The 23,974-nt window shown below is 69.2% G+C and carries 18 protein-coding genes and 4 pseudogenes; 10 read left to right on the top strand and 12 right to left on the bottom strand.

Translation table 11 applies throughout. The annotated features are described in order from the left end of the window. The first annotated feature begins 493 nt into the window (after positions 1–493). The 3 genes from ACIGJO_RS32020 (at position 494) to ACIGJO_RS32010 (ending at position 3,799) form a co-directional block, all read left to right on the top strand. Positions 494–814 (top strand): ArsR/SmtB family transcription factor, encoded by a 321-nt coding sequence (locus tag ACIGJO_RS32020; RefSeq protein ID WP_399964224.1) that lies wholly within the window; start codon positions 494–496, stop codon positions 812–814. Positions 815–917: 103 nt separating this feature from the next. Then, positions 918–2,222 (top strand): MFS transporter, encoded by a 1,305-nt coding sequence (locus ACIGJO_RS32015; protein WP_399964222.1) that lies wholly within the window; start codon positions 918–920, stop codon positions 2,220–2,222. A gap of 407 nt (positions 2,223–2,629) precedes the next feature. Further along, entirely contained in the window at positions 2,630–3,799 is a 1,170-nt protein-coding gene (locus ACIGJO_RS32010) for a serine hydrolase domain-containing protein (protein ID WP_399964314.1), read from the top strand. Positions 3,800–4,357: 558 nt separating this feature from the next. Here the strand turns inward: ACIGJO_RS32010 and ACIGJO_RS32005 are convergent. Continuing rightward, positions 4,358–4,683: pseudogene (locus ACIGJO_RS32005) on the bottom strand (transposase); the annotation flags it as partial. A gap of 171 nt (positions 4,684–4,854) precedes the next feature. After that, positions 4,855–5,463, bottom strand: a complete 609-nt coding sequence (locus tag ACIGJO_RS32000; protein WP_399964220.1) for a TetR/AcrR family transcriptional regulator — start codon at positions 5,461–5,463, stop codon at positions 4,855–4,857. A 140-nt stretch (positions 5,464–5,603) separates the two neighbouring features. Between ACIGJO_RS32000 and ACIGJO_RS31995 the strand changes: the two genes are divergently transcribed. From ACIGJO_RS31995 to ACIGJO_RS31980, 4 genes are read left to right on the top strand one after another with little or no spacing between them, the layout of a single operon-like run. Further along, entirely contained in the window at positions 5,604–6,395 is a 792-nt protein-coding gene (locus ACIGJO_RS31995; protein WP_399964218.1) for a cyclase family protein, read from the top strand. Positions 6,396–6,448: 53 nt separating this feature from the next. Then, positions 6,449–7,381 (top strand): fumarylacetoacetate hydrolase family protein, encoded by a 933-nt coding sequence (locus tag ACIGJO_RS31990; protein ID WP_399964216.1) that lies wholly within the window; start codon positions 6,449–6,451, stop codon positions 7,379–7,381. Further along, complete coding sequence (locus ACIGJO_RS31985; protein ID WP_399964214.1) at positions 7,378–8,604, top strand: thiolase family protein; 1,227 nt, start codon at positions 7,378–7,380, stop codon at positions 8,602–8,604. The genes ACIGJO_RS31990 and ACIGJO_RS31985 overlap by 4 nt, the downstream gene beginning before the upstream one ends. Continuing rightward, positions 8,601–10,085 carry an AMP-binding protein gene (locus ACIGJO_RS31980; RefSeq protein ID WP_399964212.1) on the top strand — a complete coding sequence of 495 codons (1,485 nt, stop codon included), beginning with the start codon at positions 8,601–8,603 and terminating at the stop codon, positions 10,083–10,085. Before ACIGJO_RS31985 ends, ACIGJO_RS31980 begins: the two co-directional genes overlap by 4 nt. Before the next feature lie 181 nt (positions 10,086–10,266). Here the strand turns inward: ACIGJO_RS31980 and ACIGJO_RS31975 are convergent. Then, positions 10,267–11,157: pseudogene (locus ACIGJO_RS31975) on the bottom strand (transposase); the annotation flags it as partial. Between the two features lie 353 nt (positions 11,158–11,510). Here ACIGJO_RS31975 and ACIGJO_RS31970 point away from each other — a divergent pair. Continuing rightward, a complete protein-coding gene (locus ACIGJO_RS31970) occupies positions 11,511–11,690 on the top strand; it encodes a hypothetical protein (protein ID WP_399964210.1) in 180 nt (59 codons plus the stop codon). A gap of 149 nt (positions 11,691–11,839) precedes the next feature. On the opposite strand, the gene ACIGJO_RS31965 is transcribed toward ACIGJO_RS31970, so the two are convergent. The 6 genes and pseudogenes from ACIGJO_RS31965 to ACIGJO_RS31940 form a co-directional block, all read right to left on the bottom strand. Then, positions 11,840–12,289: an ATP-binding protein gene (locus tag ACIGJO_RS31965; protein WP_399964208.1), complete on the bottom strand. Its 450-nt coding sequence runs from the start codon at positions 12,287–12,289 to the stop codon at positions 11,840–11,842. A gap of 797 nt (positions 12,290–13,086) precedes the next feature. After that, complete coding sequence (locus ACIGJO_RS31960; protein ID WP_399964206.1) at positions 13,087–13,779, bottom strand: hypothetical protein; 693 nt, start codon at positions 13,777–13,779, stop codon at positions 13,087–13,089. A gap of 310 nt (positions 13,780–14,089) precedes the next feature. After that, positions 14,090–14,509 (bottom strand): annotated as a pseudogene (locus ACIGJO_RS31955) (alcohol dehydrogenase catalytic domain-containing protein); the annotation flags it as partial. A gap of 71 nt (positions 14,510–14,580) precedes the next feature. Further along, positions 14,581–15,969, bottom strand: a complete 1,389-nt coding sequence (locus ACIGJO_RS31950; protein WP_399964203.1) for an aldehyde dehydrogenase family protein — start codon at positions 15,967–15,969, stop codon at positions 14,581–14,583. Positions 15,970–16,054: 85 nt separating this feature from the next. After that, a pseudogene (locus tag ACIGJO_RS31945) lies at positions 16,055–16,437 on the bottom strand (ATP-binding cassette domain-containing protein); the annotation flags it as partial. A gap of 658 nt (positions 16,438–17,095) precedes the next feature. Further along, complete coding sequence (locus tag ACIGJO_RS31940) at positions 17,096–18,256, bottom strand: serine hydrolase domain-containing protein (protein WP_399964200.1); 1,161 nt, start codon at positions 18,254–18,256, stop codon at positions 17,096–17,098. 192 nt (positions 18,257–18,448) lie between these two features. On the opposite strand from ACIGJO_RS31940, the gene ACIGJO_RS31935 reads away from it, so the two are divergent. Then, positions 18,449–19,072 (top strand): TetR/AcrR family transcriptional regulator, encoded by a 624-nt coding sequence (locus ACIGJO_RS31935; protein WP_399964198.1) that lies wholly within the window; start codon positions 18,449–18,451, stop codon positions 19,070–19,072. Positions 19,073–19,490: 418 nt separating this feature from the next. Here ACIGJO_RS31935 and ACIGJO_RS31930 read toward each other — a convergent pair whose 3' ends face one another. From ACIGJO_RS31930 to ACIGJO_RS31920, 3 genes are all read right to left on the bottom strand, one after another. Further along, positions 19,491–20,375: a universal stress protein gene (locus tag ACIGJO_RS31930; protein WP_399964196.1), complete on the bottom strand. Its 885-nt coding sequence runs from the start codon at positions 20,373–20,375 to the stop codon at positions 19,491–19,493. Between the two features lie 678 nt (positions 20,376–21,053). Continuing rightward, positions 21,054–21,731 (bottom strand): CBS domain-containing protein, encoded by a 678-nt coding sequence (locus tag ACIGJO_RS31925; protein ID WP_399964194.1) that lies wholly within the window; start codon positions 21,729–21,731, stop codon positions 21,054–21,056. Positions 21,732–21,810: 79 nt separating this feature from the next. Further along, positions 21,811–22,488 (bottom strand): CBS domain-containing protein, encoded by a 678-nt coding sequence (locus ACIGJO_RS31920; protein ID WP_399964192.1) that lies wholly within the window; start codon positions 22,486–22,488, stop codon positions 21,811–21,813. A 411-nt stretch (positions 22,489–22,899) separates the two neighbouring features. On the opposite strand from ACIGJO_RS31920, the gene ACIGJO_RS31915 reads away from it, so the two are divergent. Beyond that, the gene (locus ACIGJO_RS31915; protein WP_399964312.1) at positions 22,900–23,793 is read left to right on the top strand and encodes a universal stress protein; all 894 of its coding nucleotides are present in this window, start codon (positions 22,900–22,902) and stop codon (positions 23,791–23,793) included. Positions 23,794–23,974 lie beyond the last annotated feature (181 nt).

Genomic DNA, 23,974 nt, shown 5'->3' with positions numbered 1-23,974 from the left:
AAGCCGACCCCGCACCACGGACGGGAAACCGGCCGCCGAGCGCACCTTGCGCGGTGCACTCGATGAGGCCGGAGCGCGTCGGCGATGTCGTGTGCTCTTCGCACGGATGCGCGACATCGCTGGTGACGACGCCTGTATGTACCCCGATGCCCACGGCCGTGCTTTCCCTTGACGTCGGACCGTGGCACGGGAACACGCAGCCCATGGGCACCTGGAACGAGTTGCGGTTGGAGCGACTGTGCCTCGCTGCGTGCGGCGGAGCGGGCCTGGAGGTCTTCTGCGCACGGCTCGGGTGGAAGGAAGCGGGCTGTTGGCCGGGCGCTCCCCGGCTCGCCGCAGGCGCCGACCGCGAGGAGACCCTCATGGTTCTCGCGCCGCTCCGAGCGCCGTTTCACCGGCATGTGCGTGGGTGCGCACACATGGACGTGCCGGGTCCGCCCGCCTCTACGATGGCAGTATGGCTTCAGGCGCAGGTTCAGCAGGTGCACTGCATATGCAGGAAGAGCGAGCGGATGAGCGGCTGGACGTCGCAGCCTCCGTTCTGGCCCTGCTCGCGGACCGCACGCGCCTGGCCCTGCTGCATGAGCTCGGCCGGGGTGAGGCCGACGTGACCACGCTGACCGAGGTGTGCGGCGCGGCGCGGCCCTCCGTCAGTCAGCACCTGGCCAAGCTCCGTCTCGCCGGGCTGGTCGTGACCCGCAAGGACGGGCGCCGTGTCGTCTACTCCCTGCGCCACGGCCACCTCCGCCGACTGGTCGATGAGGCGTTGAGCGTCGCCGACCACCAGATCAAGGCGCTGCCGCCCCACGCCTGACCGGAATCGCACCCTGCGGCGTTGGCCCGAAGACAATATGTGCTTAGGTATGCACATATTGTCTAATGGGATGGTCTCATCACACCGACCCGGGACGGGGCCGATGCTGTCCGTCATGCGCAACCGCATCTACCGACACCTGTTCACCGCCCAGGTCGTCGCTCTGGTCGGCACGGGCCTGGCCACCGTCGCGCTGAGCCTGCTCGCCTATGACATCGCGGGCGACGGCGCCTCAGCGGTCCTGGGGACCGCGCTGGCGATCAAGATGGCCGCCTATGTGGGCATCGCCCCGTTGGCCGGTGCCGTCGCCGACCGGATACCGCGCCGCACGCTCATGGTGGCCATGGACATCACCCGCGCCGGTGTCGCGCTCGCCCTGCCGTTCGTCACCCAGGTCTGGGAGATCTACGTTCTGATCTTCTTCCTGCAGGCAGCGTCCGCGGCGTTCACACCGACCTTCCAGGCCACGATCCCCGAAGTGCTGCCCGCCGAACGCGACTACACCCGGGCCCTGTCGCTCTCCCGGCTCGCCTACGACCTGGAAAGCCTGTTCAGCCCCGCGCTCGCCGTCGGCCTGTTGACCCTGATCTCCTACAACTGGCTGTTTGTCGGCACCATGGCCGGCTTCCTCGCCTCCGCAGCTCTCGTCGTCTCCGTGGCATTGCCGAAACCGGTCCCGGTGGAACGCTCCGGAGGCGCCCGCGCCAAGGCCGCATTCGGTGCCCGCCTGTTCTGGGCGACCCCGAGACTCCGGGCCCTGCTCGCCCTCGACCTCGCGGTCGCCGCAGCCGGCGCGATCATCTTCGTATGCACCGTCGTCGTGGTCCGCGACCACTTCCATCGCCCTGAAAGCGCGCTGTCCCTCGCACTCGGCGCCTATGGCGCGGGCTCCATCGCCACCGCCCTCACGCTCCCCGCCATCCTCGCCGCGGTCGCCGCCCTCGGCGTGGCCCCGCCCAGCACCTGGTCGTGGGCGGGGATCCTCCTCGCCTGGGCCGCGATCGGCGCCGCCTGCTCGGCCGTGCTCACCCCGGGCGGACGCGTCATCCGCAGGTCCGCCACCACACCGGACCTGCCCGCCGCCTTCAGCGCCCAGTTCTCCCTCTCCCACGGCTGCTGGCTGCTGACCTACCCACTCGCGGGATGGCTCGCCGCCGGCACCGGCCTGCCGGTCACCGCCACCGTTCTGGGCACCATCGCTCTCGCCGCCACTCTGGCCGCCACGGTGATGTGGCCGGCCGTTGACCCCACACAGCTCGACCACGTCCATGCCGAACTCCAGCCCGGACACCCGCACCTGACCGGAGCCCGTTCCATCTCCGGAGGCTGGCAGCACCGCCACGACTACGCCATCGACCGCCATCACCACACCTGGCCGACCTCCCGGCGGACACTGTCCCGGCCCTGAAACCGATCCGGCGAACCGCCGTGTGCGATACCCGCGTCACCTCCTCCTCACAGACTCGATCCGCCGGATCCCATCGATCACCGGCTTGTACGGGTCCAGCCGGTGGCTCGGGGAGGCAGCTTGTTACGGCTCCGACCGGGACGGGTCCAGCCGTTGCCGGGCAGTCTGCCGCCGTACGCACGCACGACGTGTACCGGCGAGCATGCTCACCTGGCGTAATCACCCGTACAGGCCGATTCCCGGGCTGAGGGCGACGGGTAGGTCTCTCCCGGCCGAGTGCCTCATCGCTCGGGACACCTGCGCGATGGCTCGCCCCCCGGCTGATCGGAGATCGGGTGATGGTACGGAGGACACCCCGCCGGCGGCACGCCGCCCGCGTCGCTTCGACGGCTGCGGCGGCATTGCTCGTGGTGGCCGGGCCGCGAGCGACGGAGTCCTGCGCGGCGCCCGCCACATCCATCACATCCAGCGCATCCGCTACATCCGCCGCACCCGAGGCAGACACCCCCCTCTTCCTGCGGCGGGGCACCGAGGCGGTTCACCGGGCGGGGGCGGTCGGGGTCCTGGCGGATCTGCGGGACGGAGACAGGCGCGCACGCGCCCGTGCCGGAGTGGCGGAGCTGGGCACCGACCGGCCGGTGGCGTGGCACTCCTCGATCCGGATCGGCAGTGCGACCAAGGCGTTCACGGCGACGGTGGCGTTGCAACTGGTGGGCGAGGGGCTGCTCTCGCTGGACGACACGGTCGAGCGCTGGCTGCCGGGCCTGGTCACCGGCAACGGCAACGACGGCCGCGCCATCACCGTCCGCCACCTTCTCCAGCACACCAGCGGCCTGTACGACTATCCCGAGGACGCGGCCGCGGTGCCTCAGCTGCGTACGGCGGAGGCGTTCCGTACGCACCGGTTCCGGACGTACTCCGCGGCGGAACTCATCGCCGGCGCGCTGCGTCATCCGCCGGACTTCCCACCCGGCACCGCGTTCAACTACTCCACCACCGGCTACCAGGTGATCAGTTTGATCATCGAGAGGGCGACCGGCGAAAGCTGGGAACAGCACGTCACCCGGCGCATCATCCGGCCCCATGGCCTGCGTGGCACGACCGCTCCCGGGACCGACCCGCTGATCCACGGCCCGCACCCACGCGGATACCGCTCCTTCCCCGACGAGCCGCGCCTGGTTGACGTCACCGTCTGCAACCAGACCCTCGGCGGTGCGGGCGGCGCGCTGATCGGCACACTCGCCGACGTGAACAGCTTCTTCGCCGCGTTGCAGCGCGGCGACCTGCTGCGCCCGGCCGAACAGGACGAGATGCGCCGGACCGTCCCGACAGCCGGAGACGTCGCGGAAGCATGGCCGGGCTCCCGGTACGGCCTTGGCCTGATGTGGACGCCCTCCCCGGACGGCGGTTACTGGGGTCACCACGGTGACACCTTCGGCTTCCACACCCGAGCCGCGACCACCCCCGACGGGCGGCGCAGCTTCGCCCTGGTATGGACCGGCCCCGGCGACGAGGCGACCGACGCTGCGGCCAACACCCTGGCCGCGCACGCGCTCACGGCCGAACGCGGCTGCTGAGCATTTGGTTCGGGGGCGACCGGCCCACACCGGTGTCGCGCCCAGTCCACCCCGTTTTCCGCGAGGACCGCCGCGCTGCGCCTGGGTGAGCCGGTCGCTGTGTCTCCTGGTGCTGGTGATGAGCACGCCGAGTTTCAGACGTCTTCCCGGCCGCCGGCTTCGACGGGCTCCCCGTGCTTCCTCGGGATGGCCGTTCGACGACGCGCGGCTGTGGTCAGCCATGGGCTCGGTGGGCCCGGTCAGGGTGCTCCGGGCGTTTGCCCCTCAGCGTGTGGCCGGGCGGTGTCAGCGGCCGGCTCGGCGGGTGTCGGGGGGTTCCACGTGGCGGTGACCGTGAGGTGGGCCTGGCCGTCTGGCGGATCCCGCGGTTCAGGTCGACCGGATCCTTGGGCCTGCTCAGGTCCCACAGCCGCACACCGCTCGGTCCGGCCACGGCGAAGAATCGGCCGTCAGGGCTCAGCGCGCTCACGAATTGGCCCGCTGCTCCCCAGCATCCCCGGAGTTGTTGTCCGATACAACGTGGCCCGCGCACAACGGAGTTGGGATCGCGCAGACGGGCCGGCGAAGGGCCACGGGAGCGACGAACGAGAAGTGGCGGCCGAACCTGACTCCTTGAGTCAGTCGGTGCTCCGGCACCAGCCGATCGGGTGCTTCGCGGATGATGCCGGTCTGCTCGGACACGCGGAACACCCTGCGCAGGCGGCTGTACCGCTTGGGCCGGTGCGGATTGCCGGTGCGGCGCACGGAGTCGCGTGGGACGGGCACCAGGCCTGCCGCGGAGGCGAGGCGGCTGATGTCCGTACAGGCCGACACGTCCCCCACAGCCACGACGAACTCCGCCCCGAGACGGCGGGTCCCACGCCGGGAAGGGACCCGATGACCTCTCCGGCTTCACCCCGATAGGCCCCCGGGCATTCGGCAACCGGTCCGGCCGCGCGCATGGACCGGTTGCCGGCCATGGGCGGCGAGGCCCGGGACATCGTGGCGGCCCTGCGCGGCGCGGTGGTGACCGGCCTTGTCCAGCACGGCCCGGAGCAAGGCCCGGCGGGTGTGGGTCAGGCGCCGGACGGCGTGCCAGGTGTGGTGCGGGCCAGCGCGTCGGTGTAGATGTCCGTCATCGCGGTCACGGCCCGTCGGCGGTTCAGGGACGGGTCCAGGCTGTGCTGGATGTTGATGCCCAGGGTGCCGCCGAGCAGCGCCGCAGCGACGGCCTCCGGGTCGGTGACGTGTGCACCGGTCGCGCGCAGGTGGTCGGCGTACATGCCGCGGATCTTGGCGTATTCCTCGGCGTACGTCGTGCGCATGGCCGACTCGCGGCTCACCGCCTCGATCAGGAGCGTCGAGAAGATGTGCGCCTCGGGCCGGGACATCAGGGCGAAGTTCGCCTCGATCAGCGCCTCGATTCCGGCGTCCGGCCCGATGGCGGCAAGGCGCTCGCGTATGAAGTCCTTGCCCCACCGGAACGCTTCCTCGATGACCGCCTTCAGCAACCCGTCCTTCGAGCCGAAGTGCCAGGCCACGGAGCCCCGGCTGATGCCGGAGCGCTCCGCCACGGCCTGGACGGACGCCGCAGCGGCCCCGCCCTCGGCGGCGAGTTCCCATGCGGCGGCCACCAGCCGGCGCTGGGTCTCGGCGGAGATCTCCTGCTTACGGGTCGCACCCACGCGGTGTCCTCCCAGCGTTGCGGCGGCTTGACACGGCCGATTCTCTCACGCCGGCCGGGCGGAGCCGGGGCCGGTGAACCCTTGCCTATGTCGCTCGTCCAGTTCTATGCTGAGCGTCCAATAACTAAGGAGGACTCGTCATGGAGCTGATCGACCTCACCAGGACGCTGGACCCCGCCGACCGTGAGCGGCTCCCCGAGCAGCTGCGCCCGCTCGCCGCAGTGATCGCGCCCGCCGTGGCCTACGCGCACCCGACGGGCGAGGGCCGCGAGCAGTTCGCCGCCGCCATGCACTGCAACGTCGAGGACCTGCCCGACGGTGAGGGCTGGGGCGCGGAACTGCTCACCGACTTCAACTCCCACCTCGGCACCCACGTCGACGCCCCGCTCCACTACGGCTCGACCTGCGAGGGCAGGCCCGCCCGCACCATTACCGACATCGCCCTGGACGAGCTGTGGTGCGAGGCGCTCGTGCTGGACCTGCGCGGCCGGTGCGAACCGGACGCCCCCATCACCGTCGAGGCGCTGAAGTCCGCCCTTGCCGACAACGGCGCCCCGGTCCCGGCCGGCGGAGCCGTCCTGCTGCGCACCGGCCAGGAGCGGTACGGGCTGTCCGACCTCGAGTTCTTCCGCTACCCGGGCATGAGCCGCGAGTCGACGTTGTTCCTGGCCGACCTCGGGGCCAAGGTCCTGGGCACCGATGCCGCGGGCTGGGACCTGAGCTTCTCCGTGATGGCCGGCAAGTTCCGTGACAGCGGCGACAACTCCGTGCTGTGGGACGGCCACCGGGCAGGCCGCGAGCGGGAGGTCTTCATCGTCCAGCAGCTGACGAACCTCGCCGCGCTGCCCCCGTCGGGGTTCCGGGTGGCGTTCTTCCCGATCAAGATCGCCCGAGCGAGCGCCGCCCCGGCCCGAGTCGTGGCTTTCGTCTGACTCGCGGTCTCCGCAGACCGACCCCTGCACCCTGTTGAGGAGAGGAAACGACAGTGAAACTCGCAACCGTGGAGTACGACCGCGTCGAGCGGACCGCGCTCGTACTCGATCAGGGTGAGCGCCTGTTGCTGCTCGACCGTGCCCACCGCCTGGTGACCGGCGAGCACGCCCCCGCGCTGGCCACCATGCAGACGATCATCGACGGCGGCGAACCCGTGCGGCAGATCCTGGAGCGGCTCGCCGGACAGGCCCCGTCCGAAGCGGTCGTCGCCGCGTCCGAGGTGCGCTGGCTGTCCCCGCTGCCCAGGCCGGTGCAGATCCGGGACTTCGGCAGTTTCATGGATCACTTCCGCAATGCCCGCTCCCGGATCCAGGGCATCCCGGCCGACCAGGTCGAACTGCCCGCCATCATGCTCGAACGCCCGCTGTACTACATGGCCAACCGGCTCACCTTGACCGGCCACGACAGCGACATCCACTGGCCCGCGTACTCCTCGGTGAGGGACTACGAGCTGGAGTTCGCCTGTGTGCTGGGCCGCGGCGGTACGGACATCCCAGCGGTGGAAGCTCCGTCGTACATCTTCGGCTACACGATCTTCAACGACTTCAGCGCACGCGACACCCAGCTGGAGGAGATCGCCACCGGGCTGGGCCTGAGCAAGAGCAAGGATTTCACCGACTCGAACGTCCTGGGCCCGTGGATCGTCACCGCCGACGAGCTCGGCGACCCGTACCGGCTCACGATGACCGCCCGCATCAACGGCGAGGAGGCCAGCCGGGGCACGTCCACCGATATGCACCACACCTTCGCCGACATGATCGCCTTCGCCTCCCGGTCGACCCGGCTGCACGCCGGAGAGGTCCTGTGCTCGGGCACCGTGCCCACCGGCTGCGGACTGGAGCACGGCCGCTTCCTGGAACCCGGCGACACCGTGGAACTCGAAGTCTCCGGCCTGGGCGTGCTGCGCAACCGGGTCGTGTCATGAACCGTGAAGCACTCATCCTCGGCGTCGGAGCCACCCCCTTCGGCCGCCACCTCGACCGCAGTGCCGGCGACCTCGCCGGCCGGGCCGCGCACGAGGCCCTGCGCGACGCCGGGATCGCCCCGGCCGCAGTCGGCGCCGTCTTCCACGCCACGGTCAGCCAGAAGGCGATCGACGGCCAGCACATGATCCCCGGCCAGGTCGCCCTGCGCCCGCACGGGTTCGCCGGGGTACCCGTGGTGAACGTGGAGAACGCCTGCGCGGGTGGTGCCACAGCCCTGTGGCTGGCGATCGCCCATGTGCGGGCGGGCCTGTCGGACGTCGCGCTGGCCGTCGGTGTGGACAAGTTCGTCTGTGCCGATCCCGCTCAGGGGCTGGCGGTGTTCGACGGGGCCATGGACGTGGCCCACCGCGAGGAGACTCTGGCCGCGCTCGCCGCCCTGACCGACCCCCTGCCACCCGAATTGTCCGTGGACGGCGACCGGTCGGTGTTCATGGAGATCTACGCCTCCCTGGCCCGCGCCCACATGCAGAGCTTCGGTACTACCGAAGCCCACCTGGCCGTGGTCTCGGCGAAGAACCACGCCCACTCCGTCCACAACCCCCGGGCCCACTTCCGCCGAGCGTTCACCGCGGAGGAGATCCTGGCGGCGCGGCGGGTGGCATGGCCACTGACGGTGCCGATGTGCTCACCGGTCAGCGACGGGGCTGCCGCCGCTGTCGTGACGCGGGCCGACTTCACGCGCGACGAGTCGGCCGTGGCGGTGCTGAGCAGTGTCCTGTTGTCGGGCACCGACCGGGCGGCGGACGACGCCGGGAGGCACATCGGCCGCCGGGCCGCCCTCGCCGCCTACGAGAAGGCCGGCATCGGCCCGCGGGAGGTCGACGTGGCGGAGGTCCACGACGCCACCGCCTTCGGAGAGATCCAGCAGGTGGAGAACCTGGGCTTCTGCCCGATCGGCGACGGCGGCCCGTGGTCGGCCTCGGGCGCCGGCGCGCTCGGTGGCACCGTTCCGGTGAACCCGTCCGGAGGACTCGAATCGCGCGGCCACCCGGTTTCCGCCACCGGACTGGCGCAGGTCTTCGAACTGGTCACGCAGCTGCGTGGCCGGGCGGGCGAGCGCCAGGTCCCCGACGCTCGCATTGCCATCGCCGAGAACGGCGGTGGCCTCTACGGAATCGAGGAGGCGGTTGCCGCCGTGACCATCCTGGGGAGGAGCCGATGAGACCCGGCTACGCGGACCTGATCCTGTCGGCGCTGCGAAGGCGGCCCGAGCGCACCGCCTTCCGTTTCACCGGCGACGACGGGACAAAACATGCCTGGACCTACGGTGAGACCGCGGAACGGATCGAACGCACCGCGGCCGCGTTCGGACGACTGGGCCTCATGCCCGGCAACGGGCTCGCCCTGCTGTGCGGCCCGAACCCGCAGGCGTTCACCGTCATGGCCGCCGCCTGCCTGGCCGGACTGCGCTACACGGCCCTGCATCCGCTGGCCACCGCGGAAACCGACCGGACCGTCCTGCGTGACAGCGAGTCCGACTACCTGGTCGTGGACGACACCCGCTTCGCCGCCCGTGCCCGCCCCGAGGGCACCAAGACGATCACCCTCGCCGAGCTCGACCGCCTCGCCGCCGACACGCCCCCCGGTCCGAACGACCCGCGCGGCCCCGCGCTCTACCTCTTCTACACCGGCGGCACGACCGGCGAACCCAAGGGCGTGATGCTGCGCGACCGCTCACTGCTCGCCAACGCCTGGGCCTGCTCCACCTGGGCCTGGCCGCCGGACACTCACTTCCTGATCACCACCCCCATGTCGCACGCCGCCGGGCTCCTGGTCGCCCCCGGCCTGCTTCACGGCGCCCGCTTCGAACTCCACCCCTCCTTCGACCCGGACCGCGTCATCGACGCGATCGAACGCGACGGCGTGAGCGCCACGTTCGTCGTTCCCACCATGCTGTACGCCCTGCTCGACCACCCCCGGCTCCCCGCAGCCGACCTGTCGGGACTGAACTGGGTCCTCTACGGTGCCGCGCCCGCCGACCCCGCCCGGCTCGCCCAGGCGCACAGGCTCCTCGGCCCCGTCCTCAGCCAGCACTACGGCCAGGCCGAGGCCCCCAACGCGCTGACCGTCCTGGACCCGTCCCAACACCGGGACGACCCCCACGTCCTGGGCAGCTGCGGTCGGCCGATGCCCGGCGTGGAGATCGCCCTGCTCGACCCGCACGGCCGCCACGTACCGGCAGGCGAGCCCGGCGAGCTGTGCGTCCGGGGACCCCTCGTGATGGACGGCTACTGGAACAAGCCCGAGCAGACCGCCACGGCGCTCGAGGGAGGCTGGCTGCACACCGGCGATGTCGCCCGCCAGGACGACACCGGCCTGATCACGATCATCGACCGGATCAAGGACACCATCATCACCGGCGGATTCAACGTCTACCCGCGCGAGGTCGAGGACGCCCTCGCCACACACCCGGCCGTCTCCGCCAGCGCCGTCTACGGCACTCCCGACCCGCGCTGGGGCGAAGCCGTCACCGCCACCGTGGTCCTGCGCCCCGGCCAACAGGCGACTCCAGCCGATCTGATGGACCACGTCCGCGCCCGCAAGGGCGCACTCTGGGCCCCGAAGATGCTCCATCTCGCCGATTCGCTGCCTCTCACCGCCCTTGGCAAGATCGACAAGAAGAAACTCCGCAACCAGCCCTGAACGGGGCTCGGGCGCGCAAACCGTCCCACCTCCTCAAATGACACACGGCCGGCGCCGAGCGCACCCTGGTGCGTGTCTCCGCGCCGGCCTCACGGGCACTGACCCGGCTGCACGTGCCAGGGTCTGTCAAACGAACGGCTCTGACAAGATTTTCGTAGCCGTTGATCGTGGCTGATGTGGATCAGTTGAGCAGGATGCGGTGGAAGCCGGCGCGGCCGTACATCTGTCTCTCGATCAGTTTCGTCTTGGTGTCGACGCCTTCGGTTCCGCCGTTGTGGAACGGGAGGGTGAGTCCGTTGACGACGGCGTCGTGGTCGCCTTCCAGGCCGCGAATGAAAGCGTGCAGGTGGGGCAGGTCGTCCTCGCGGACCTGGGAGGCCCACTTCTCGAGGTGTCGGGCGTTGTCGGGAGCGGGTTTGAGGAGGTTCCGCGAAGGTGTGGATGTGTCCGGTCAGGGCGGTCATCTCGGGGCAGGCCCCGGTCAGGGCCATGAGGAGCTCGCGGTCCTTGTCCTTCAGCTGCTCGGGCTCGGTACACAGCAGGCCCTTGAGGCGGCGGGGCGGTCGGACTCGACACGGCCTTGGTTGATGTAGCGGTAGAGGAGGTTCGAGCTGCCCTGGTAGCCGAGGTCCTTGATCTCCTTCAGGAGCTGCCTGACGCTTACGGCGGGGTCTTCCTCGCGGCGCCGTCGCAGGTGGTCACGGTAGGGGTCGACCAGGGTGGGCCGGTACTGCGGGGCTTTCTTCAGTTGCTCGGGCTCGGGGACGCGGGCGTAGCGTTTGACGGTGCTCAGCGCCAGTTGCAGACGGCGGGAGCAGTCCAGTAGGCCGACGCCCTGGTAGAGCAGGGCGTGGACCTGATGCCAGCGTTCCCGGGTAGTTTCCTCGCGGACACGGGCCTGGGAGGGCGGTCCGCATTTCGCCCAGCAGCCGACGTGCGCGTGGACTTCCTTAAGGACAGCCTCCCCGAGGTTGCGCCACAGGTGCCAGCGGTCGGTGATCTGCGGCACCTGGGGCAGTGCGTCGGTGACAGCCTGCGCGTATCCGGCCGCGCCGTCCCGGCAGACCGCCTCCGCCACCACCTCACCAATTCGCGCGGGTTCTAACATACGGTCGTATGTCCCGCCCCAGCCCGCCGTCCCCGCCAGTGCGGCGGCCTCCGGGCAGCTCCTGACGTCCGCCGCACCGACAGCCGACGTGGCCCTGCAGATCTGCGGCGGGTGCCCGGGCCCGGAAGGTAGGAGGCAGGGCATTCCTCGCTACCGCGGTGATCGTCGTCGGCACGACGCTGTGGGTAGTGCTACCCGGCCTCTGAGACTCGGCGGCTGATGCCGGCTCCGCCGCATCCTCGGGAGCGGCTTCCGCGACCTCAGGCACCGATGACGCCAAGGACACGGGCGGTACGGAGATCGCCGACAGCTCGGAGATGACGGACACCACGGGCGCCGACGACCCCTCCTCTGATTCCAGCGAGTCCGGCGACTCCTCCGATTGCGCGCAGAGTCTGCTCACCCCGGCGGGAAGGCGCACCTTGGTCAAGTCCCTGCGTTCGATGTCCGGCGGCACCGAGGCGAAGGAGGCCTCCGTCTACCGGGACTTCGCCTGATCCAGGCTCCGACGAAGGCGGACCGGAACCGTTACGGCGAACTCGAGTACCGCAGTGGTGCGATGTCACGCCGAAGGGCGGGCGGGGCCCTGGGTTCCGACGATGCGCTGGTCGACTTCGACTCCATCGCCTGGGACAAGCTGCCCGCGCTACTGGAGGACGAGTTCCAGGGACGCCGGGTCCGCCCAGTGCAGGTCGTCGAGGACCACGACGAGCCGCGCGCCCCGGATACGGCGCAGTGCGTCCGCGGTGGCCCGGTAGAGGCCGAAACGGTCCCTGTCCCACGGCTCGCCCGAGGGCTCGGCTCTTCCCTGCAGCACCGGAAGGAGCTCCCGCAGCGACGGGAACACTCTGAGCACCCGCTGGTCGAGGTCGGCGAACGCGTCGGCGAACGGCTGGAACGGGCTGTGCCGTTCGAACTCGGTAGCCCGGCCGCGCAGCACGGCCGCTCCGCGGCGGCGGGCGAGGGTACTGAACTCCGCCAGCAACCGACTCTTGCCGATACCGGCCTCACCAGTGACATCGACGAGGGCCGGACCACCGGCTCCCATGTGCTGCAGGGCCGCATCGAGCCGGCGGAGCTCGGCTGACCTGCTCACGAACGGCACGCTGTTCATACGCCTGCCCGGCCCCCTGTACAACTCGACCACCACGATCTCCCTCGGAACGAACGCCGCCACGGCACGGCACGCCACGGCCCCGGTGGCTACGGCACGGGGCTGGGCGGCTGTCGCCGTCAGACAGCGTTCTACAGCACGAGTACGACAACGCTGCCCCTTCGCGGCGGGCCCGGCCCGCGCCGGTCAAGGGCGCATGGTGACCGACGTACGGGCAGCGTTACACCGGACTGCCCGCAGCGGACCATCTGCAAATCGGCTGGGAGGCAGGCTCCCGGCGCACCAAGGAACAGAACGCGGGAGCCAAAGACATCTTCCCGGCCGCGTATGAACGCCTGAACCACCCAACTCGCTCCGGCTCAACCGCTCTAGCTCTGGCGAGGACGGCAGGAGCTCATCCGTCCCGACTCCGCCGGTGGCACCCACGCCTTTCTTGACTGGCTGTCGAGACGGGCCGGTGGCTGTCGTATTCCCGTTGCCATATCCACCAGGCTGCGCTGAAGATCCCGAGGAAGGCGTGGACGTCGGCCTACGCCTTCGGCGGAACCGAGCGAACCCGGCACCCGGGTCGCCAGAGATCACCGACATTCCCGACCGATCCTCCTGGCCCACGGGGATGCGTTTGAGCGCTTGCAGAGAGTGCCCTACGTCGGCGCCGAGTTGCGCTTCACCAATGTCGAGGGCAACCGTCTGACCTGTTTCGCGACCAACACAAAGGGCGACGCGACCGGGACCGGGTGCCGAACAAGCCCGGCCCCATCCGGTTCGGCGGTGGAGGCTCAGTTGTCGCGTGCTGCCGTAGTGCGCAGCGGTAGACCTGCGTTGACACGCCGCTTCAGCTCGCGGAAGTCGTCGAAACCGTCTACACAGGTGATGTCGTTGCCGTCATCGTCTTCGTCGTCGTACGCGTTCAGTAGATCGCGGTCGAAATGTTCCAGCATGCGGGGGTCATTTACGTCGATCACGGCCGGTCGGGTCGCGATCTCCAGGCTCGGCTCACCGATCACCGCGTTGGCGATGAGTGCGCCACCGATGGCGAAGTGATGGTGTTCGCTATAGAAGAGCTGGGCGTGAACGTCGCCGCCGATGTCGGCGCCACAGTCGTTGTAATCATCACCGATGAGCCGATCGGTGCTCAGGTCGCCGTGGACCTCAAGCCAGCCGCCGGTCACCACGTCGCGTGCCCGCATGTTGCCGGTCACCAGCAAAAAGGACTCGGGATAGTCGTAATCGCCGTACGCGCCGTCGACGACCAGATCGCCGAGCACGACCAAGAGGTAGACGCTCTCGTCTATCAGGTCGAGGTCGCCGCGTATATGCAGGTCGCCATCGACAAGCCAGACATCGGCGGTGTGGTCGCCGATCTCGTCGAGCACCGCGGTCACACGCTTGATCATGTAGTCGTTATGGAACCGGCCGATTGCCGTGATAACCCCGGCCCGGGAGACCTGATTCTTCTTGTAGCTGAGCACGTTGGCAATCATGGCCAGGAAACCACCCTCGTGTAATTGGCGTCGAGTTCTGTCGAAGTGCATCTGTCAGATGGCGAGCCGCTGAGCTGACCTCTTCGAGGCCGCACCGGCATGCTAAACGCCCTCACTGACACGCCCGCTCCGGCCCGACACTCCACGGCGAAATGCCGTAGCGCAATAGGTGCTTCTACCGACGCCACCGATCTGGAGGCACCACCGTACCTGTAGCAACAATCACAGTCCGTAGCAGCCGCTCGGCCGGGAGCTCGGTGACCGCATCGAAGCCGCGTTGGCAGCCGGGATGCCCGTCCTGCGGGAACCACCGTCTCCTCGGCGAACGCGGCGACGTTGAGACCGGGGTGCAGCTCGCCGACGCCGTCCGTACGCCGGGCGTGCACGGCGCCCGCGCCGTTCAGGGCGTTGGCGCACAGCCAGACCTCGCCCGGCGCGCAGGCGTGGCAACTTCCGCAGAGGGATGCCCAGTTGAGCGCGATGCCGTCGTCCGGCGCGCCATGGGTGACGCCCTCGCCGACCGCGACGACGGTGCCCGCGCCCTCGTGGCCGAGGACGGCGGGGACGGGCACCCGTATGGTGCCGTCGGACGGCGAGCGGGCGGAGTGGCAGACGCTGGCGGCGGCGAGGGCGACCCTCACCCGGCCGGCTCCGGGAGTTCGATGTCGGTGATCTCCAGGGGAGCTCCGACTGCGGGCAGTACGGCGGCGCGGACCACGAACAGGCTCCTTGGGGGTCGGCAGTGGGGAAACGGGGCGGAACCGTCGGAACCGCGGGAACACGGGAGGGTCAGAACTGGAGGGACTTGGTCTGGAGGTACTCCGCGAGCCCGTGGGATCCGAGTTCTCGGCCGACGCCGGACTGCTTGTAGCCGCCGAACGGGGCGAGCGGGTTGAACCGGCCGCCGTTGATGTCGACCTGCCCGGTGTCCATCCGCCGGGCGAAGGCCACTGCCTCGGCGTCGTCGCCCGCCCAGACGGCGCCCGCGAGGCCGTACACGGTGCCGTTGGCGATGCGCAGGGCGTCGTCCTCGTCCTCGTAGCGGATGAGCGAGACGACGGGGCCGAAGATCTCCTCCTGGGCGATGGTCATCTCCGGGGTGACATCGGCGAACACGGTGGGGCTGACGAAGTAGCCCTGTTCGCGCGGGGCTTCGGGGCCGCCCGCGACGAGGCGGGCCCCTTCCGCCATACCCTTCTCGATGTAGCCGCGCACCCGCGCGTGCTGCTTGGCGTTGACGAGCGGGCCGATGCGGTCGCCGTACTTGGCGGCCTCCTCCGCGGCGAGCGCGACTGCCTCGTCGTACTGGGAGGTGTGCACCAGCATCCGGGTCCAGGCGCTGCACGTCTGGCCTGAGTTGCCCATGACGTTCGCGACGCCGACGGCGACTGCCCTGGCCAGGTCCGCACTCGGCAGGATGACATTGGCGGACTTGCCGCCCAGTTCGAGGGCGACGCGCTTGACGGCCGCGCCGGCCGTGGCGCCGATCTGCTTGCCGACGGCGGTGGAGCCGGTGAAGGAGACCAGGTCGACGCCGTCGTGCTCGGCCAGGGCCTGTCCGGCGACCGGGCCGAGACCGGTGACCAGGTTGAACACGCCTGCGGGGACGCCCGCTTCGTGGACGGCCTCGGCGAAGAGCTGGGCGGTCAGCGGGGTGTCCTCGGCGGGCTTGAGGACGACCGTGCAGCCCGCCGCGAGCGCGGGGGCGACCTTGGCGACGATCTGGTGCAGCGGGTAGTTCCACGGGGTGATCGCGCCGACTACACCGACCGGCTCGGCGTAGACGGTGGAGTTGCCGACCTTCTCCTCGAAGGCGTACGAGGCGGCGAGCTCGGCGTACGAGCCGGCCACCAGGACCGGGACGCCCGCGTGCACCGCCTGCGAGAACGGCGGCGGCGCGCCGAGCTCGGCGGTGACGGTCGCGGCGATCTCGCCCTTGCGGGCGACAAGCACGTCACGCAGGGCGGCGATCCGCGCGGCGCGCTCGGCGGGCGCGGTGGCCGCCCAGCCGGGGAGGGCGGCGCGGGCGGCCCGTACCGCGGCGTCCACGTCCTCGGCGGTGCCGGCCGGGACCTCGGCGATGACCTGTTCGTCCGCCGGGTTCACCACCGGGATCGTGTCCCGTCCTGCGGCGGGCCGCCAGGCCCCGTCGATGTACATGCCCTCGTGGGCCTTCATCACTGTTCCTCCTGGATAGGGTTGCGGACGAGATCGTCCGCCACTCAAACTAGCGCTGTTAGTTTTCGGGTGCCGGAGACGGCCGTCACGCCAGGGGCTGTCGGCCGAGTTCCCCGTGCTGCGCACCGGGGTGCTCGAACTGGGTGCGGCACAGCTCCTCGTACCGACCGCCCTCCGCGAGGAGTTCGTCGTGCGTGCCCCGCTCCACGATCTGCCCGTTCTCCACTAGAAGATGAGGTCGGCGATCCGTGCCGTGGGGAGCCGGTGGGCGATTACGACCGCAGTGCGGCCGGTGAGCGCCTCGGTGAGTGCTTCGTGGACGGCCGCCTCGGAGGTTCTGTCGAGGTGGGCGGTGGCCTCGTCGAGGATGGTGACGCGCTGGCGGGCCTGAAGCAGCCGGGCGATGGTGAGGCGCTGGCGTTCGCTGCCGGAGAGCCGGTAGCCGAGTTCGTCCGGGACGTCCAGGCCGCCGGCGCCCAGTTCCTGGTGCGCTTCTCTGCCCGCCGGATACCCACCCCTTTTCCGGCACCGCTTCATGGCCCGTACCCGTAAGAACCCCACCAGCACGTACGGACCGAATGCCGGACAACACGCCACGACCAGTCAGAACTGCACCGTCCACAGCACTGTCACGTTCTTCGGACACGGACTCTCGAACGTAAACGCAACGGCGCTGAGGCACAGATCCCCCGGTGATCACGAAACGTAGAGAACTCCATGATCGGGCGAACCTTGCCTGCCCTGTTACCACCGCTCAACTCGGCACCTACTGGCGGACGCCCTTGTCGGCGCCATCAGGCTCATCGCGGGCGGGGCGCTTTACGGGGCCCGTCTGGGCGCCAACGCCCCCGTCGACATCATGCGGGGACGGAGCCGGAAGTGCTCCAGCTCTCTGCCGACGTCAGCCCGGGTCGGCGTTGAGGCGTGTGGAGCGGACGATGGTGTGCCGTCCGCTGCCGACCTGCTTCGGCGGCTGGCCCCGCGCTCAGCAGCTGTACACCGTCGGCGTCGGGCGGGGCCGATTGCTGCTGACGGGTGGTGATGTTCTCGCCAAGCCCGCCGGGCACCGCGTGGAAACGCTCCGCCCCTCCGCATGCACGGCACGGCACCCGCGTTCAATCGCGGGTCAGTGGCCCTGCTGGGCGATGGTGCGCAGGAAAGCGATGGTCTCCAGCTCGCCGCTGGTGGCTTCGTCCAGGGACGTTCCGTACTCGCGGCTGGCGGAGAGTTTCACGATGGTGGTCCGGCTGACCGGATCGACGTAGATGAACTGGTTGTAGACGCCGACCGCGCTGAACTCGCCGCGGTCTCCCGCCATGAGCCACCACTGGTAGCCGTAGCCGACCCCGTCGGCTTGCTGACCGCCGACAAGGGGGCGGCCGGGTCGAAGATGCGGCGCGGTCACGGTGACCGAGTCGCGCACCCACTGCGCGGGCACGATCTGCCGGCCCTGCCACACACCCTCGTTGCGGTACAACTCGCCGAGCCTGGCGAAGTCGCGGGCGGTCAGGTTGAGCCCCGCGAAGGTGACTTCCCTCCCGGCAGGGTCCACCAGCCAGTAACCCGCCGACGTCATGCCGAGCGGCTCGCACAGCTTCTCGTCCATGTAGTCGGCGACCGAGCGGTTGGTGGCCCGGGCCAGCAAGGCGCCGAGTATCTGCGTCTCACCGGAGTTGTAGCGGCAGACGGTGCCAGGCTCGCTCTCGCGCACCATGCGGGCGACGAAGTCGTCGAGCGTGCCGCCGATGCCCGCCGTCGCGGCGTTGAGCTGGAAGATGTCGGAGGCCGGGTCGTTGTAGTCCTCGTTCCACCGGGCGCCGGAGGACATCTGGAGCACGTCCTTGATGGACACACCGTCGTAAGCGGAACCGGGCTGAACCGGCACGTAGGAGCTGATGGGCTCGTCGATGCTCGTGATGTGCCCCTCTTCGACCGCTATACCGACGAGCGCGGAGACGAAGCTCTTGGCGACCGACGCGGACAGCCACTGCACGTCCGGGCCACCGGTCAGGAAGTAGCTCTCATGCCTGATGACCCCGTCGACGAGCACGAGCAGTGCTGCCGTGTCGGTGCCAGCCAGGAACTCCCTGGTCCGCCGTGAGGCGCCGTCGTAGTCGTAGGTCTCCGGCAGGGGGGTCATCTCACCGCGTGGCCAGGGGTAAGGGTTCGCGGAGGGGGTCATCTCGCAGGTGTCGAGGAGATCCTTCATCCGGCAGAAGTGCTCGTGCTGCGGCGCACCGGTGAAGAGGCCGAGGTCGGCCAGGGTCATGCGCTTCTGAACAGTCATTGCCGTCCTTCGAGTGGAACGAGAGATCCGTAGGAGCAGGGGAAGCGGGCGGGCCCACACCACTGCTGGACAGGCGCGCCCTGGGGCCGGAGGGCCCGGCTGCGATACCGAGAAAGTAGCAGTACCGTTCGGTTAGGGCAACCAAGTGGTACTGTTAAATTTCAAATTGACACAGAGCAGAGGAAGGCAATGATGAGCTCTTCCCGCGTCGACGGGCGCACCCTCCGGTTCCAGCACCGGCGGCCCGAATTGTTGGCTGCAGCAACCGAGTACATCCTTGAACACGGCGTCAGCAGCCTGTCCCTGCGTCCCGTCGCGCAGGCGCTCGGTGTTACCCACGCGACACTGCTACGGCACTTCTCCTCGAAGGACGCCCTGCTCCTGGCCGTCGCGGAGAAGGTCCGCGCGGATCTGGCCGCATGGCTGATGTCGGACGTGGAGCTCCGTGAGGCACACTCGACGGCCGAACTCGTCAGGGCGCTGTGGCGTCGGCTGTGCGAACCGCAGGAGCAGCGCCAGTTCCTCCTGCTTTTCGAATTCGTCGGCCATCACGGGGAGAGGTCCGGGGAGGACGAGGAACTCTCCCGGGCGATTGTCCACGACTGGATCGAGATCATCGCCAACAGGCTTGCTGCGGACGGCTGGCCGCCCGAGGACGCCTCCACTCTGTCCACACTTGTCCTCGCTCAGGTGCGGGGCCTGCAGCTCGATCTCCTGGTCTCCGGGGACCGCTCACGAGCGGACCACGCCATCGACTTCGCCGTACGCCTCCTCGACCACTCCGCCCGGGCCGGCGGTGCGGACGATCACGGGTAGACCGCCACGTTCCGGCTCCTTTGCCCTATGCCGGCCTGACGCCCCCGGCCGACTCGAGCCAACGGCAGCAACTCGACCAAAGCACTTGCTGCGCGGGGTCCCTGCTAGGCCGATGCCAACGTGACGTCTGTTCAGTGCGATTCCCCTCGTGTATGAGTGCGGGCGGCACTTCGGCCCATGTCAATTGTCTGGAAGCCAATGAGCTGAAGTGCCGTCCGCAGCCCGGAGGCTCCCCGGCGCGTCGCCCAGTAGGTGTGGTCCAGTCGCGCGGGCTGGGCAGGTGATCTCGTTCTTCTCGCCGACGTCCAGCCGGGCGAGGTCGCTGCTCGTGGTTTGGTCGAGGGTGGCAAGAGATGTAGCCCCGCTCGTCCCTGCCGTGTCTCGCGGCCACCATCGAGTGGTGCTCTTGATCAGGCAGTCAAGGGTGGGGAACGAGGACGACCGGGCAGTGCGTGTGGTGCAGGACTGAATGTGTTACGTGGCCGAGCGGAGAGCCGATGGAGTGGGGACGCCGGCGGGTTCCGATGACGATCATGTCGGCGTCGGCAGTCGCTGCCACCAGTGTCTCGGAGACGGACTCGGCATGAAGGACGTGCTCGGTCACCGAGAGGTCCGGGAATTCCCTGCGCAGAGGCGCGACGAGCTGTGCAGTTGCGGTCGCCTGATCCGCGGCGAGCCGGTCCATACCGTCGAACATTGTCGCCATGCTGCCGACGTTCTCGAGGAAGGCCCAGGCGCTGAGCACTCGAAGGGTGCCTCCCTCGCGCGCGGCCAGAGAGGCGGCGATACGCAGAGTTTCCCCGTCACGTTCGTCGCGTGCCGCGGCGAGTACGACGCCTGTCGGTTCCCGGTCGTCACCGCCGGGCACGACGACGACCGGGACGTGGGAGCGAGCAGCCACCCGGAGTGAATCGGAACCGACCAGCAGAGAGGAAAATCCGCCGCGTCCACGGGAGCCCACGACGATCGTGGTATCGGGACCGGCTTCATGGAGCAGGCATTCTGCTGTCTCGTTCTCGCACACGGCCGTCGTCACGGGGAGGGCGGGGGCAAGTTGACGTACGCGTGCGGCAGCCGCTTCCAGTGCGTCTTCCGCGAAATCGTCGATCTGTTGGATGTCCCCCCGGGAGAGATAGAGCCTTCTATGGCTCGTCCCGGTGGCGTACACGATTCGCAGCGACCTATTGCGGGCAACCGCCTCGCCCGCCGCCCATCGAACGGTCCGCATCGCAGGGTCGGAACCATCGGTGCCGACGAGGACCGGTCCCGTCATGGTTGCGTCGCTCGATCGAGTGCTGTCCATGGTCTCTCCTCGAAGTTGTGCGCGTCGATCGATACCGGTTTCGGAGCTGCTCGGACGACTCGGTTTTCCTTTTGGTCCACTCTGAGTTTCTGAGTTTCTGGCGCTGCTCATCAGTTTCGTGAAGACGTTCCACACGGCGGTGAAAAGTCCCGTATTCTCTGTGAGATTCACCGTCGCTGTCATCCATGCGGATGTACGGCATCCGAGTTGTGTGGGAACTCGTTCGTCTGGTCACTCACCATGGCGAAGTCGATGAAATGGTGAGTCAGGGAAGGCGTTTCGGCCTTCTCGCCTCATCGTTCGCAGTTACGGAGCCGGGTGATGGCTTCCTCCGGGGCATGGGAGGCGCACTGCTCCGTCTGCGGATTGGAGTGACATGTCTGGCAGACGCTGTCACGACGTCCGCGGGTCCGGGCGCAGGCGTCGAAGCGAGTGAGGACGTCGTTCACCACGTTCTGGGGCGAAGCACGGGGCGCATAGAGCTTGTCATATGATCTTTTGACCCAAATGCTGCATCCCTTGCGGGAGATGACGGGCAGGATCCGTTGACGACGCAGCTTGTTGACAAGCAGGGTTTCAGGCCTGCGGCGGGACCGGTCGGCCCACGGCTGGGCGCGGCCCGGCGGGAGACATCAACAAGCTCGGGCCGACCACGATGCCGGGTGAGGTCATAGCCGTTCACCTCGCGGTGTGGACGCCGCGCGTGTCGTCCTTGTCGTAAGTGAAGCGGGAGGAAACCGATACCACGCCGTCGACCGTTGCACACATGTGCTCGATTGCGGGGAGCATGCTCCGGAACGGCAGTCGGCCGCCAAGCTCCACGCACCCGTTCCGCACCTCGACGGCGAGAGCGGCCGGATCGAGGCGCAGTGTCCCGGTGAGGACATCCTCGACGATCTCCCGGCGGATCTCGTCGTCCTCTCGAAGGAAGATGCCCAGCAGGTCGCGGCGGCTGACGATACCCAGCAGCCGGTCCTCCTCATCCACGACAACGAGGCGCTTCACGCCCTGCGCTTCCATCAGCCGGGCCGTCTCGGCCACGGTCCACTCCGGGCGGACACAGACGGGCGGCGCGGACATCAGCTCCTCGGCCCGTATTCCTTCGGCTTTGGCCCGCTCCCACGCCTGAAGCCCGGTTACGGCCGAGAGGTCGTCCGGCGCGGTGACATGGTCGGCGGTCTTGCGCAGCAGATCCCCTTCCGAGACCACCCCGAGTACCCGGTTCCCGCCGTCCACCACCGGCACCGCAGTGATGTGGTGCTGAGACAGTATCCGCGCGATCTCCTTGAACGGGGTGCCGCCGCGGACACTCGTCACCTCACGGGTCATCAGCTCGCTGATCCTGCGATGACGCATCATGCGTTCCTTCCTGCGCGGGCGTACCCGGCCAGGCCGCCCCAGAGCCACCGGACGAGGGGCACGGTGTCCCGGGGGCTCATCGTGGCGGCTCCACGTCAAGAGCGACGTTGTCGTAGGCGTAGTCGATGGACTCGTGCAAGGCCACCACTCCGTCGACCCAGCGGCAGAGCCGTACGATCACGGGGATGTCGGCGCGCTCGTCGACACGGCCGGTCAGGGTCACGACTCCGTCCGTGACAGCAACGCGGATGGCGCTGGAGGGCAGGCGCAGAGTGCCGACCAGGACGTCGTGCTCTATCTCGCCACGGATTGCGGAGTCATGGCGGAGGAAGGGTTTGAGCAGATCGCTGCGGCTGACGATCCCGACGAGTTGTCCGGTCTCGTCGGTCACGGGCAGCCGTTTCACGTCTTTGCGGTGCATTGTCCGAGCCGTCTCGACGAGATTCCAGCCCGACTGTGCCGTGATGGCCGGTGAGGTCATCAGGCTGGCGGCCGTTTCCGCGTCGGGCAGCCCGCGTTCCTGGGACAGCAGCCGGACCCCTGCCCAGCGGCCTTCCAGATCGGGGAGTTCCGCGGTGGCGCGCAACAGGTCGGCCTCCGAGACCACGCCGAGTGGGTGCCGGCCGTCGTCGATGACCGGCACCGCTGAGATGTCGTGCTCGGAGAAGAGACGGGCGACCTCTTTGAACGGAGTCGCGGGAGCCGCGGTGACCACGTCATGCGTCATGACCTCGAAGACCGTTCGGTGCTGCATGACGCTCCTCCTTCACGGGCCGTGCTGTTCCCGGCACCGCCCACTCTGGTGCGCGGACCTCGCCCTCGGGCAGTGCCGAACGGTCCCCTTCCGGGACGGTTGGCCCCTGTGACCTCTGATGGGCGGGGATGCCGCACGAGAGTCGTTACGGTCAGTTCCGGGTTGTCACCGCGCTGCCCGAGACCTTGACGGCGAATCCGCGCAGCACCGTCCTTCCTCGCACGGGGCGAACGGGGGCGCCGGGTGATGGGTAGACCTGCCGAGAGCCGGCTCGGCATCGCTCTGCGTGCCGCCTGCGGCCAGCAGGGTCCGGATTTGGTCCGCTTTCGGGACCGGGTGGCCCTATCCGGCCATCCGGCCCGGTGTCAGCGTGGCAGCGAGCCACCTCACAATCGGAAGGCGGTGGGGACGATGGAATCGCCCGTCGTCGTAGGAGTGGACGGTTCCGATGCCGGTTTCGCAGCTGTGGACTGGGCAGTTGACGAAGCGGTGCGGCACGGACTTCCGCTGCGTATCGTGCACGCCTCGCTGTGGGAGCGGTACGAAGGGTTCGTCCCGGGCTGGAGCAGGGACAGGCCCTCGGGCCAGGTTCTCGCCGAGAACATCGTCGCTGTGGCGGCAGAACGGGCCCAGCGTCGGGCATCCGGTCTCACGGTCGCTGCGGAAGTCCTGGCCGAGGACGCGTCCGGCGTGCTGCTCAGGTGGGGGACGGTGGCCACAATGGTGGTCGTCGGGTCACGCGGGCGTGGAGAACTGGGTGACCTTCTGCTCGGGTCCGTCAGCCTCGTCGTGGCAGCCCGCTCCCACTGCCCGGTCGTCGTCGTCCGTGGGGACCAGCACGCTCTGGAGGCACGACACCAGAGGATCCTGCTGGGCCTCGGCGACCACGATGCGGCTTCGCCGGCCGTGCGTTTCGCGTTCCGCGAAGCGGAGGTCCGGCATGCGGAGCTGGAAGTCGTTCGCACCTGGCGACGACCCTCCCACGAGCCGGTCCACCATCCGCTTCTGACCAGTGGAGCGGGAGAGTACGCCCAAGGGGCGTCGGAGCTGCTCGACAAGGCCCTTGACACGATGGGCCGGGAACACCCAGAGGTACACCTGCGCAGGACCATCGTCGAGGGGCCCGCTCACAAAGTGCTGACGGACCGCGCGGCTGCAGCGGACCTGCTGGTCGTCGGGGCACTGCGGCGGGACCGTACCGTAGGTCTGGAGCTCGGCAGAGTCGCTCACCGGGCCCTGCACCATGCCTCGTGCCCGGTCGCCGTCGTTCCTCAGCCGTACCGGGTACTCACGGGCGAACCGTGATGAGCACCGCAGCCCGGCACCCCGTCTGTGACATCGGCCGCCGTGTCGCCGCCCGGCGTGGTCAGCTCGGCCTGTCCCGTGAAGAGGCCCACGTTTCACGGACTGCGCGCGCCGTCGCGTCTCGACCGGTTGTAGGCCGGGCGGAGCCCACGAACGGCCATCCGCTGCCGTGCGCCGTTCC

Source organism: Streptomyces sp. NPDC079020 (assembly GCF_044542225.1).
Lineage (GTDB): Bacteria > Actinomycetota > Actinomycetes > Streptomycetales > Streptomycetaceae > Streptomyces.
The sequence above is the reverse complement of the archived record's forward strand: the minus strand, read 5'-3'. Positions and strand labels throughout refer to the sequence as shown.

What these genes read in the sequence shown, in the direction of transcription:
- ACIGJO_RS32020 (WP_399964224.1), top strand. Translation starts at nt 494, where the DNA reads ATGCAGGAAGAGCGAGCGGATGAGCGGCTGGACGTCGCAGCCTCCGTT.
- ACIGJO_RS32015 (WP_399964222.1), top strand. Translation starts at nt 918, where the DNA reads ATGCTGTCCGTCATGCGCAACCGCATCTACCGACACCTGTTCACCGCC.
- ACIGJO_RS31995 (WP_399964218.1), top strand. Translation starts at nt 5,604, where the DNA reads ATGGAGCTGATCGACCTCACCAGGACGCTGGACCCCGCCGACCGTGAG.
- ACIGJO_RS31985 (WP_399964214.1), top strand. Translation starts at nt 7,378, where the DNA reads ATGAACCGTGAAGCACTCATCCTCGGCGTCGGAGCCACCCCCTTCGGC.
- ACIGJO_RS31980 (WP_399964212.1), top strand. Translation starts at nt 8,601, where the DNA reads ATGAGACCCGGCTACGCGGACCTGATCCTGTCGGCGCTGCGAAGGCGG.
- ACIGJO_RS31970 (WP_399964210.1), top strand. Translation starts at nt 11,511, where the DNA reads ATGACGGACACCACGGGCGCCGACGACCCCTCCTCTGATTCCAGCGAG.
- ACIGJO_RS31950 (WP_399964203.1), bottom strand. Translation starts at nt 15,969, where the DNA reads ATGAAGGCCCACGAGGGCATGTACATCGACGGGGCCTGGCGGCCCGCC.
- ACIGJO_RS31940 (WP_399964200.1), bottom strand. Translation starts at nt 18,256, where the DNA reads ATGACTGTTCAGAAGCGCATGACCCTGGCCGACCTCGGCCTCTTCACC.
- ACIGJO_RS31935 (WP_399964198.1), top strand. Translation starts at nt 18,449, where the DNA reads ATGAGCTCTTCCCGCGTCGACGGGCGCACCCTCCGGTTCCAGCACCGG.
- ACIGJO_RS31930 (WP_399964196.1), bottom strand. Translation starts at nt 20,375, where the DNA reads ATGGACAGCACTCGATCGAGCGACGCAACCATGACGGGACCGGTCCTC.
- ACIGJO_RS31925 (WP_399964194.1), bottom strand. Translation starts at nt 21,731, where the DNA reads ATGCGTCATCGCAGGATCAGCGAGCTGATGACCCGTGAGGTGACGAGT.
- ACIGJO_RS31920 (WP_399964192.1), bottom strand. Translation starts at nt 22,488, where the DNA reads ATGCAGCACCGAACGGTCTTCGAGGTCATGACGCATGACGTGGTCACC.
- ACIGJO_RS31915 (WP_399964312.1), top strand. Translation starts at nt 22,900, where the DNA reads ATGGAATCGCCCGTCGTCGTAGGAGTGGACGGTTCCGATGCCGGTTTC.